This is a genomic window from Domibacillus antri (assembly GCF_001936625.1).
In the GTDB taxonomy this organism is placed as follows: domain Bacteria; phylum Bacillota; class Bacilli; order Bacillales; family Domibacillaceae; genus Domibacillus; species Domibacillus antri.
This window is the reverse complement of the sequence record NZ_MSDU01000007.1, coordinates 1-11677: the sequence shown is the minus strand read 5'-3', so window position 1 is coordinate 11677 and position 11677 is coordinate 1. Positions and strand designations below refer to the sequence as shown.

Below are 11677 nucleotides of genomic sequence, written 5' to 3'. Positions count from 1 at the left end.
AAAAATGAAACCACATCAGGACATCGTGCAGCAAGTTGCTCAATTTATACAAAAGGACCGTTCTGAAGAAACGGATTTTAATGAAATGGCTTTGCGTTTATATTCGTATCAATATCAATCCAATCTGCCCTACCGGACATTTTGTATGCAAAAAGGGAAAACACCAAGAATGGTGAAAACATGGCGGGATATCCCCCCTGTTCCGATCAATGCATTTAAGGAAGTCACACTAAGCTGTACAGATTCGGAAAAAGCGGCTGCGATTTTTATGACGAGCGGAACGACACAAGGCATTAAAGGAAAGCATTATCATCCGGATTTGCAGCTTTTTGATCAATCGATGATCGCAAACTTCAAAGAGCGGTTTATGAAAAAGACAGAAAAAATCCGCATGGGAATACTCTTTCCCACCGAGCAGACGATGCCTAATTCATCACTGGCCCATTACTTGGCGCTTGCTGTGAACGAGTTTGGCACAGACGGCAGCCACTATCTTATGAATGACAGCGGCATCGATATAGAGCGCTTGCTGGAGGAACTGCGCCGTGCTGAAGAAACAGGTGAGCCATATGCCCTTTTAGGCGCTAGCTTTAGCTTTGTTCATATGCTCGAAGAATTAGAAAGAATGGGCAAAACATTTGCTTTGCCAAAAGGCAGCAGGATCCTTGATACAGGCGGTTTTAAAAACCAATCAAAAGAACTGTCCTTAACGGATTTTTACCGCCTGCTCTCCGACGCTCTCGGTGTAAAGCGGTCAAATTGTATCAATATGTACGGCATGACCGAGCTTAGTACACAATTTTACGATGATGGAAATGAACAGATCCCGTCCGTTAAATCCGGTCCGCACTGGATACGCACCCGCGTTATTAACCCTTTAACAGGCAATGAGGTGCCTAAGGGGGAACGCGGTGTGCTCGTCCACTGTGATTTAGGCAATGCCAACTCCGTTACGACCATTTTGACAGAAGATGTCGGTGTCGAGCTGGATCACGGATTCCTGCTCTTAGGAAGAGTGCAAGGAACGGAAGCAAAAGGCTGTTCAATTGCAGCAGAAGAATTTTTAAATGGAGCAAAGGGGCTTTCAGAATGAAGGAACGCGCCGGTTATCTTCCCGATATAGGCGTGGAAGAGTTCGAAATAAAGACCTTATCATTTCAAGGAAAAGAGGCAGCAGTCGAAGTCGAAATCCCGCTTCTTAACCGCGAACAAATGGATAAGGTCATTGAAAAGGTGAAAAAAGCCAGTACGGAAACTTTCAAGTCCTTTTCTGTTTCGGACATTGTTCATATCATCGACCAAGCCATCGCCAGGCTTCTGGATCGGAGCTCGCCGCATCGTCAAAAAGCTGAAACGATTTTACCCATTGTCACGGGCTATGATGCGGAAATCATCCGGCTCGGCCTGACATCCTATTTAAAAACCTTTCGAAAGCATGAGCTTCAGCGCTTTCTTGTTGAGGATTTAGGCAACCCCTTCATGCTGGACGACTTTCAGCCCCGTGTGAAAGGCGGTTTTTCAAAGGCAATGGGCCCGGAGCTGATCACGCATATTTGGTCCGGGAATGTGCCGGCTCTTCCTTTATGGAGCTTGATCTCGGGCCTGCTTGTCAAGGCGGGAAATATCGGAAAAGTTCCCAGCAGCGAGCCGCTGTTTTCAGGCTGGTTTGCTCATTTATTAGTAGAAATCGAACCGAAATTAGCCGACTGCTTCGCTGTTGTTTGGTGGAAAGGCGGCGATGAAGAGCGGGAGCGGTCCATCTTTACACAATCGGATGTGGTGGTCGGGTATGGAGGCAATGAATCGCTGCAGTCACTTCAAAGCCGGATGCCGGTTACAACCCGCTTCCTGCCATTCGGCCATAAAATCAGCTTTGGCATGGTCTCTCAATCAAGCCTTGATACGAGAAAAGCGTGGCAGTCTGTTCACCGGGCGGCGCTGGATGTCATTCGGTTTGATCAACAAGGATGCTATTCACCGCACATTTTTTATGTTCAAGACGGCGGCAATGTGTCTCCAAGAGAATTTGCGCGATTTATGGCTCATGAGCTGGAAAACTTTCAAACAACATATCCGCGCCGCGGCCTTTCAATAGAGGAATCCGTTTCATTATCCACATGGCGGCAAAAAGAAGAGATGAACCTTTTTACCCATCCTCATAATGAAGTGCTGGGAAATCAAACCGGTGATTGGACGGTTGTCTATGAAGAGAGCGATATTCACTTTGCGCCCAGCTGTTTAAACCGGGTCATCAAAGTGATGCCGTTCAACAAAATAGACGACATTTTGCCGGTCATTGCCCCGCACCGGACTTTTCTCCAGACAGCCGGCATCGCCGCAAATCCGGAAGAATTGTTCAAATGGGCAGAGCAGCTTGGGAAAATAGGCGTAACCCGAATCACCGCTTTAGGTTCAATGACATCCCCTGAAGCGGGCTGGCATCATGACGGGCGCTTTAATTTGCTGGATTTAGTGACGATGGTCGATATCGAATCGAGCGCAAAAGAAGCCAGTGAACAATTTGCCCCTTACATTGATTAGGAGGTGGAGCATGAGCTTTTTAACGATTAAAGATGGGACGTATGGCTATCAAGGAAAAGAGCCGATCCTGCACGGCATCAACTGGGAAATTGAAAAAGGCGGCTTTCATTGTTTATTAGGCAAAAGCGGCTGCGGAAAGACCACCCTGTTAAAACTGGCAGCCGGGTTACTCAAGCCCGATTCGGGACACATCTATCTGCATGGAAAAGAAATGACCGAACCGTCTCATGAATGCGGATTTGTTTTTCAATCTCCTACATTATTGGAATGGAAAACCGTCATGGATAACGTACTGCTCCCTCTTTCGCTTAGACGAAAGCTGACCGGCGAAGACCGGGAACATGCAGCTTCTATATTAGAGCTGATCGGGCTGTCCGAACACCTTAACCGCTACCCGGCCCAGCTGTCGGGAGGACAGCAGAGCCGGGTAGCGTTAGCCAGAGCGCTTATCCAACACCCATCTATGCTCTTTTTGGATGAACCATTCGCAGCGCTCGATGCCATTACAAGAGAAGAATTACAGGATGACCTTTTAAAAATTTGCCAGCTGCACAACACAACCGTCCTCTTTATTACGCATGATATTGCAGAAGCGGTCTACTTATCCGATCGTGTCGCTGTCATGGATCAAGGACGCATTATTCACGCTGAAGATGTGAATTTGGCAAAACCGCGTACGATGAAGATGAGGTATGACCCTTATTTTAATGAGCTTTGTTTACAATTACGTCAAATAATGAGCGGAGAACCATCATGAAACATGTCAAATTTTATTCCTTTCTGCTGTTGATTCTCCTGCTTGTTTCATGGGAAATGATAGCAGGCAGCATGTCGGAGCTTGTCTTGCCGGCTCCTTCTGTCATCTTTATAACTCTTTTAGACGGCATCCAAAGCGGCTATTTTATGCCTCATATCATTCGGACGACAACTGAAATTCTGCTCGGGTTGTTTTTCGGCGGCCTGTTTGGATTTATCATCGGCATTTTAATGGGGGAAAGCGAATTTTTACGAAAGCTGCTGTTCCCTTATGTCATTGCCAGTCAAGCCGTTCCTAAACTGGCGCTGGCTCCCTTATTTATTCTCTGGTTCGGCTTTGATATAACGTCTAAAGTCGTGATTACAGCGTTAATTTGTTTTTTCCCTCTGCTAGAAAATACCGTTACGGCTATTCAGCATGTGGATAAACAAAAAGCAGACCTGTTTCGAATGCTAAAAGCGAGCCGATGGCAGACATTGATTCATTTAAAAATCCCGGCCGGCCTGCCAGGCATTTTGGCCGGTCTCCGAGTGGCGGTCGTTCTCGCCGTTGTCGGTGCCGTCGTCGGTGAATTTATCGGGGGCAGCGAAGGATTGGGCGCGGTGATCATCGCTTCACAGGGAATGATGGACACCCCGCTCATGTTTGCCTCTTTGCTGTTACTCACCTTCATCGGCATGCTGCTTTATCAAGTGATTACAATACTGGAAAAAAGATGGTTAAAACCATACATGAAGGAGACAAAAAAATGAAAGCGAAACATTTCGTGACACTATTACTCATTTGCGCGTCTGTCTTTCTAACAGCGTGCGGAAACACAGAAGAAAAAAGGGAAACAGCGGAACCGGCAGAAAACGAAAACCTCCGTCTAGCAAGCTGGAGCCAGCCGATTACAGAGCAGACAAACTTATTAGTAGAAGAAGAAAAAGGCTTCTTTCAAGATCAGGGATTAGATGTCACGATTATTCCCGGAGCCGGCGGCGGGGATGCCATTAAAAATATTTTGTCCGGACAAGCGGATATCGCCTTTACCGATCCCGGATCTCTTTATTTCGCACTCGATAAAGGAGAAAAGCTGAAAGTCATTTATAACGTGTATCCCCAAAACGTGTTTAATATCGTTTCCTTGAAGGAAAAAAATATTACGAAACCGGAAGATTTAAAAGGAAAAACGATTGGTGTTTACAGCTTATCAAGCGGCACCCGTCAAAACCTGCTCGTCATGCTGAATCAAGCCGGCCTTTCTGAAAAAGATGTCACGATTGTTGAAACAGGCATTTCCAATTTTGCTCCGTTAATGCAGGGGCAGGTAGATGCGACTGCCGCAACCGATACAGGACTGGCAGCTGGGAAACAAAAAGGCTTAGGTGACGTCAATGTCCTCGAAGTAAAAGATTCGCTGAATGTCCCGAGCGATGTTTTTGTTGTGACAGAGGAAACATTTGAGAAGAAAAAAGAAGAATTAAAGAAATTTTTACAAGCGTATCAAAACAGTGCACAATGGATGATTGAACATCCTGAAGAAGCGGCTTCTTTAGCAAAAGAATATGCCATTGACGGAAAAAATGAAGAGCTGAATGCGGAAATCATTAAACTCCGCAATGCCTCAAGTGTTTCATCTTTAACAGAAGAGCGCGGATTAGGCGCTCTTGATAGCGGCATCCTTCAGCAAGGAGCGGATACGTATCAGCAGCTTGGCTTAATTAAAAACCGCCTTCAATTGGACGGAGTTGTCACAGAGGAGCTTCTTCCTAAAAAATAACGGGGGGCCGGCAATATGGGAAAATTTCAAGGAAAAGTCGTCCTTGTCACAGGGGCCAGCCGCGGAATTGGCGCTGCCATTGCACTCGCTTTCGCGCAAGAAGGAGCGGCTGTCGTCATCAATTATCTTCAAAACAAAGAAGGGGCTGAAAAAGTTGCCTCATCCTGCCGGGAAGCAGGCGGAGACGGCTGGTCCCTTCAGGCAGATGTCACGTCGGAAGCCGCAGTTCATGGAATGATCGAACAAATATCGCTGGAAATGGGCCGAATTGACGTGGTGGTCAACAATGCGTTTAAGCCATATGTATTTAATCCCGATACGCGGAAATTGCTCTGGGAATTGAAATGGGAGGATTATCAGGATCAACTGGACGGGGCGCTTCGTTCTACCCATTATATATGTCAGGCGGTTCTTCCGTTGATGAAAAAGCAAAGCAGCGGAAACATTGTTAATGTGATCAGTAATTTAGTGGAGAGACCCATTGTCCCTTATCACGAATACAATACCGCCAAAACCGCGCTGATGGGCTACAGCCGTAATCTGGCGGCAGAGCTTGGTCCTTTCGGGATTCGAGTCAACTGCGTCGCACCCGGCCTTGTTTATCCGACAAGCGCCAGCCAGTACACAAAAGAAGAAATGAAAGAAATGATCATTGCCCAGACTCCGCTTCGCAGAATTGCACGGCCTGAAGACATTGCAGGACCTGTGTTATTCCTTGCATCCGACTGGAGCCGATTTATGACCGGACAGACATTATTTGTGGACGGCGGATTCATCATGTAGCCTTTCAAGATTCATTCTGTTTTTTCAGAAAACAGCAAAGTGGCTGTCCCATAATTTGCGGCTGGATGGCCGGATTCTACACCATTTAGGCCGATTTATCCATTTTTCGGCCGGATTCTGTATCCTAAAGGCCGGATTACCAAAAATCCGGCCTTTAGAGCAAACATTCCGGCCCAAAATCAGAAAATCCGGCCTTCATAACAATAAATCCGGCTATAGAAATGAAGGAAGGGAATGTTTCAATGAACCTTTGAAACATTCCCTTTTTTTATATAGCCTGCTTCACAGAATCATTACGTTTATAAACGAATTGTAAGACAATCAGCAGAATGAATAATCCCAATCCGATCATATCTGTGATGCCTTCCGGATAGATCAGACATACTCCCCCGACCATACCGATTACTCGTTCGATTCCGTTCAGCTTGCGGAACCAATACCCGATGACCCCCGCTCCGATCGCCGTCATTCCGGCTAATGCCGTAAATACCACCCAGATTAAATAATACCACGTTGTATCAATCATCAATAGCTCCGGTGAGAGAACAAACATATATGGAATGATAAAAGCGGCAATCGCGAGTTTAGACGAGTTTACACCTGTTTTGATCGGTTCTCCGCCGGCTACCCCTGCTGCTGCAAAAGCGGCCAGCGCAACGGGTGGTGTGATATCCGCAATAATACCGAAGTAGAATACGAAAAGGTGAGCTGATAAATCAGGTACGCCTAACAAGATGATGGCCGGCGCCGCAATCGTTGAAGTAATGACATAGTTGGCTGTTGTGGGTGATCCCATCCCCAGAATGAGCGCCGCCACCATTGTCAGCACTAAGGTCGGGATTAAATACCCGCCTGCCAAATCAAGCAGGCCATTTGCCATTTTTAACCCAAGGCCGGTTTTCGTGACGACTCCGACAATAATACCTGCTGCCGCTGTAGCCGCTGCTACTCCCAATGCGGTCCTTGCCCCGTCTACTAAAGCATCAATAAAATCCCTGAATCCCATACGAGTTTCCTTTCGTACTGCGCTTGCTGCAATCGTAATGACGATGGACCATAGCGCCGCACGTATCACACTCATTCCCGTCATTAACAAAATAATGATGGCCAGTATAGGTAACAGAAGATATATATTCTTCAGTACTTCTTTCCGATCTGGCATTTCTTCATCTTTTAATCCGCGAAGCCCCAGACGCTTTGCTTCAAAGTGCGTCATTATCCAAATACCGGCAAAGTAAAGCAAGGCCGGTATAGCGGCTGCTTTGGCTATATCCCAATAGGTGATGCCGCCTCCTATGAACTCAACCATGAGGAAGGCCGCGGCTCCCATGATCGGCGGCATAAGCTGGCCCCCGGTTGAAGCAGAAGCTTCTACCGCTCCGGCAAATTCTTTCTTGTAGCCAAGCTTTTTCATCATTGGAATTGTAAATGCACCGGATGTCACAACATTGGCAACAGAGCTTCCACTGATTGTTCCTTGTAACGCACTGGAGAAAATCGCCACTTTTGCCGGGCCCCCTATTCGTTTTCCTGCGATTGAAACAGCCAGATCATTAAAATACTGACCTACACCTGTTTTAACGAGGAAGGAACCAAAGAGAAGGAACAGAAAGATAAATGTGGATGAAACCCCTAATGGCGTGCCAAGAATCCCTTCTGTAGTAAAAAACATTGTTTGCACAAGACGCTCTAAATCCAGCCCTCTATGAGCAAGGAATCCTGGCATGTAAGGCCCATAAAGAGCATATACCATAAACAAACCGGCGATAATCGTGATAGGCAGTCCAACCGTACGGCGGGTTGCTTCCAACACTAAAATAATTGCCATTAATCCTGCATAAAAGTCCAGCTCGGTCAGACGGCCCGCCCGCATGACAATCTCGTCAATCATAAGCGGCCAATACGCCCCCGCTGCTACACCTAAAATAGCCAGAACGATGTCGTACCAGGCAACTTTTGTTTGGTGCCCCCGCTCTTTTTTTCTTGCTGGAAACAATAAGAAAATAAGCGCCAGCGCAAAGCCTAAATGGACCGAGCGCTGCAGCTGCGCCGTTAACATGCCGAAGATCGCCGTATAAAGATGGAATAACGAAAATGATAATAAACCAATGAAGACAATCCAGCCCATGAATCCCGTCAGTTTTCTCGTTCTAGCCTCAGGATCATATTTCTCCAATAGCTTCTGCTGTTCTTCCAGAGATAACGTTTCCTCCTTATTGCTCAAGGATATTCACTCCTTTCAATAGCTGCAGCGCATTTAACTTTTCCGCTTTTATATGAACCAGTGTCCCCGGTTCTATGTAGAGAGAAAGGGGATACTCTTTCTCTCTGAAAATCACCGTATGATTCGCCCTGACTTTTCCGATCCTTAAGTCAAAGGATGGAAAAATACGGTTCATATTTTTCATGAAATATTTCCCATCCTTTTGTTCGAATATTTCTCCATCCAAAGCGTTTTCCGGCATACCGACCGCAAAATCTTCATACATCAGCTCATCTTGCACGATCTGCCCATCTTGAGTGATGTGATAGCTTTCTACCACATCCGACAGATGAATGGAATGAGTATACTTTATTTTAAATGAGTTATTCTTTGTCAATGGAAGGTAGGCCAGCACGTTTTCCGTATTTACATATTGAAAAACTAAAACCTTTGTAAACGGGATGAAAAATAGGAGGGCAATGCATGTCATGATAATAGGTGCCAATACCAATAGCCATTTCCTTGTTATTTTTTCTTTCATATCAAACCCCACCCAAATGCGGTTCTTTGCTAAAAAATAGGGCCGGCGCACATCCCCTAATCAGGTTGACAGCCGGCCTTATTTTATAAAAGAGAACTACTCAGCAGCCTCTATGCCTTTTTCCTTATAATATTTCTGAGCGCCCGGATGGATATCAATTCCTACACCATTCACGGCATTCTCTGCTTTTATTAACTCTCCCTTCGCATGCGTCACTTTATCGGTGTTTTCAAAAATAGCTTTTGTAATGTCGTAAACAACATCTTCAGAAAGGTCATTTGAAACCACAAGCATCGCCTGAACAGCTACGGTTGAAACAGCGTCTGCCAGTTTGTATGTGCCGGCAGGGACTTCATCCTGAATATAGTATGGATATTTCTCAATTAACGCATCAATTTTGTCCTGTTCAATCGGAACAATCACGATTTCTTCTGTTGCCGAAAGACCTTCTACAGCACCGGTAGGCGTACCGGCTGTAACGAATGCCGCATCAATCGTGCCATCCTGAATGCCTGCAGTGGACTCGTCAAAGGAGAGATCCTGCTTCTCGATATCATCAAATGTCATTCCATGTACTTCAAGAATCTGCTCCGCGTTCGGGTTTGTTCCTGAGCCGGGCGCTCCAACGGATACCTTTTTGCCTTTTAAATCTTCGACTGAAGTAATGCCGGATTTTGCTGTCGTTACAATCTGGATCGTTTCAGGATAGAGTGTCCCGATGGCACTGACATTGTCGATCTGGTCCCCTTCAAACATTAATGTACCTTCTTTCGCATAAGAAGCGATGTCTGTTTGAGAAAAGGCAATCTCCGCATTGCCATCACGCAATGTGTTCATGTTCTCAGCCGATGCACCGGATACTTCAGCGTTTACCTGAATACCTGTTTCATCCGAAATAATTTCCGCAAATGCACCGCCAAGAGGATAGTATGTACCTCCTGTTCCGCCCGTTACGATGCTGAGGAATTCCGGTCGATCAGCGCCGCCTTCCCCGTCATTGTCTCCGGCATTCTCTTCCGGTTCACTGCCGCATGCAGCAAGCACCATCGAAAACACCAACAATACAACCATCGGAATCAGAAACTTTTTTTGCCTCAACGTAACTCCCCCTTTTAAAATATTCAAACTATTCAAATTATATAATACCATATATTTGCCTATAATTGTGAAATTATTGTTATTTTTCCATTGTCATATGAATCTTCATGATATTTACTGTGCATTTTTCTTGAAAATAGGAATGATGACGGTAAATTCACTCATAATTTACTGTTACTATACTTCCTTGCCTAACGATAAAAAAGCAGAGACGATTGCCAATGGGCTTTTCTCTGCTTTAATCATTTATTGTACCAATGTTAAGCTTCACATGTCCAGACAGCTGGTTAGAAAGATATTCGTCAGCTGTTCGAACGCTTTTGTATTAGGTACCGCAAAATGTTCGGTAAGGTATAGCTGATGGCTCAGGTAGTTTGGCGTAATCATCCTGTTCAGAGGTGTGCGCATAGGGACTTGAAAGAGCATCAAGAAGCCGCTCCATCACGCTGTAGTCTCCTTGTTTCACTGCGGCGTCTAATGCCTCTTCTACCCGGTGGTTGCGAGGAATTAGCGCAGGATTGCTGTCTTGCATCCACTTTTGCGAGGAGGCTTTCGGTTCCTGCTGCCTGCCCAGTCTCGCCTGCCACCGCTCATGCCACTGACCAAATTCCTTCGTTCCACACAGGACGGTATCCTCGAGTCTATCAAAAGTGAGTGCACGGAAAGTATTGGTATAGTCCGCACGATATTTCTGCATCATGCTAAGGAGGTCTTCAATAAGCGTTTCATCTTGCTGCTCCTCGTTAAATAGCCCAAGTTTCGCTCTCATTCCAGCGAGCCAATGACGGCGGTAGAGCTCTGGAAAACCTGAAATCGCATCCTGGGCAAATTGAACAGCCTGTTCCTGATTGTCATGTAGCAGCGGCAATAGCGTTTCAGCAAATCGAGCGAGATTCCACCCGGCAATAGACGGCTGATTGCCATAGGCATAGCGGCCTTGAATGTCAATAGAGCTAAATACTGTTGCCGGATCATAAACGTCCATGAAAGCGCAAGGACCATAATCAATGGTTTCACCGCTAATCGTCATGTTGTCGGTGTTCATCACTCCGTGTATAAAGCCGGTCAGCTGCCATTTGGCAACGAGTGAGGCCTGACGCTTGACCACTTCCTGAAGAAGCGAAAAATATCGATTCTCATCCGCTTCAACGTCTGGATAATGGCGCTTTATTGTATAGTCAGCCAGAGCCCTCAGTTCCTCTACTGCGCCCCATTTTGCCGCGTATTGAAAGGTGCCAACGCGCAGATGACTGGACGCGACGCGAGTCAAAATGGCACCCGGAAATTCTGTTTCGCGAAAGACGGACTCACCCGTTGTCACCACCGCCAGACTGCGGGTGGTCGGTATACGAAGTGCATGCATCGCTTCGCTGATAATGTATTCGCGCAGCATCGGTCCAAGTGCCGCCCGCCCATCGCCCCCACGGGAAAATGGCGTTCTGCCTGCCCCTTTCAGCTGTATATCAACCCGCTCACCTGCGGGCGTAATCTGCTCGCCAAGCAGCACAGCCCGGCCGTCCCCTAACATCGTAAAATGCCCAAACTGATGCCCCGCGTAAGCTTGCGCAAGAGGCAATGCACCGTCGGGAATCCGGTTGCCGGCAAATATCGCTTCGCCATCACTGTTTTGCAGCGCCTCGTCGTTTAACCCCAAGGATGCTGCCAGCCGAGAATTGAAAATGATCAACTTCGGTGAGCTTACAGGAGCTGGGTTAAGGCTTGAAAAAAAGGCTTTCGGAAGACGTGCATAACTGTTGTCTAAGTTCCATCCCGCTTCTATTGCTTCTTTTCTCTTCGTCATCATATCCCCTTTTCTGCTTTTAGCTTTTTCTTTGTTGTCAATAACCCTCTCTTTTGAGTACTTAATACGCATCATACTATATTATGCCCAGTCTGTAGATAAACAAAGGAATAAAAAAAGACAGGAAATGCAGTCACTGACTTCATTTCCTGCTTCAAGAGCTAATTATGTTGTTCAGTAAAAATAATCTC

At 46.3% G+C, this 11677-nt stretch carries 10 protein-coding genes; 6 read left to right on the top strand and 4 right to left on the bottom strand.

Annotated elements, in window-relative coordinates; translation table 11 throughout:
* The first annotated feature begins 4 nt into the window (after positions 1 to 4).
* The 6 genes from BTO30_RS03735 to BTO30_RS03710 are packed head-to-tail and all read left to right on the top strand — an operon-like array spanning position 5 to position 5843.
* Positions 5 to 1093, top strand: a complete 1089-nt coding sequence (locus BTO30_RS03735; protein WP_075397427.1) for a LuxE/PaaK family acyltransferase — start codon at positions 5 to 7, stop codon at positions 1091 to 1093.
* Positions 1090 to 2541: an acyl-CoA reductase gene (locus tag BTO30_RS03730; RefSeq protein WP_075397379.1), complete on the top strand. Its 1452-nt coding sequence runs from the start codon at positions 1090 to 1092 to the stop codon at positions 2539 to 2541. The genes BTO30_RS03735 and BTO30_RS03730 overlap by 4 nt, the downstream gene beginning before the upstream one ends.
* Positions 2542 to 2551: 10 nt before the next feature.
* Entirely contained in the window at positions 2552 to 3298 is a 747-nt protein-coding gene (locus BTO30_RS03725; protein WP_075397378.1) for an ABC transporter ATP-binding protein, read from the top strand.
* Positions 3295 to 4050 carry an ABC transporter permease gene (locus BTO30_RS03720; protein ID WP_075397377.1) on the top strand — a complete coding sequence of 252 codons (756 nt, stop codon included), beginning with the start codon at positions 3295 to 3297 and terminating at the stop codon, positions 4048 to 4050. The genes BTO30_RS03725 and BTO30_RS03720 overlap by 4 nt, the downstream gene beginning before the upstream one ends.
* Complete coding sequence (locus tag BTO30_RS03715; protein WP_075397376.1) at positions 4047 to 5060, top strand: ABC transporter substrate-binding protein; 1014 nt, start codon at positions 4047 to 4049, stop codon at positions 5058 to 5060. The genes BTO30_RS03720 and BTO30_RS03715 overlap by 4 nt, the downstream gene beginning before the upstream one ends.
* A gap of 15 nt (positions 5061 to 5075) precedes the next feature.
* Positions 5076 to 5843: an SDR family oxidoreductase gene (locus tag BTO30_RS03710; RefSeq protein ID WP_075397375.1), complete on the top strand. Its 768-nt coding sequence runs from the start codon at positions 5076 to 5078 to the stop codon at positions 5841 to 5843.
* A gap of 268 nt (positions 5844 to 6111) precedes the next feature.
* On the opposite strand, the gene BTO30_RS03705 is transcribed toward BTO30_RS03710, so the two are convergent.
* The 4 genes from BTO30_RS03705 to BTO30_RS03690 all read right to left on the bottom strand — a co-directional run bounded on the left by BTO30_RS03705 (position 6112) and on the right by BTO30_RS03690 (position 11486).
* Complete coding sequence (locus BTO30_RS03705; protein WP_075397374.1) at positions 6112 to 8067, bottom strand: TRAP transporter permease; 1956 nt, start codon at positions 8065 to 8067, stop codon at positions 6112 to 6114.
* Positions 8057 to 8587 carry a DUF1850 domain-containing protein gene (locus tag BTO30_RS03700; RefSeq protein ID WP_075397373.1) on the bottom strand — a complete coding sequence of 177 codons (531 nt, stop codon included), beginning with the start codon at positions 8585 to 8587 and terminating at the stop codon, positions 8057 to 8059. The genes BTO30_RS03705 and BTO30_RS03700 overlap by 11 nt, the downstream gene beginning before the upstream one ends.
* A gap of 96 nt (positions 8588 to 8683) precedes the next feature.
* The gene (locus BTO30_RS03695) at positions 8684 to 9658 is read right to left on the bottom strand and encodes a TAXI family TRAP transporter solute-binding subunit (RefSeq protein ID WP_143331905.1); all 975 of its coding nucleotides are present in this window, start codon (positions 9656 to 9658) and stop codon (positions 8684 to 8686) included.
* A 352-nt stretch (positions 9659 to 10010) separates the two neighbouring features.
* Positions 10011 to 11486, bottom strand: coding sequence for a protein adenylyltransferase SelO (locus BTO30_RS03690; RefSeq protein WP_075397426.1), 1476 nt, complete (start codon positions 11484 to 11486; stop codon positions 10011 to 10013).
* Positions 11487 to 11677 lie beyond the last annotated feature (191 nt).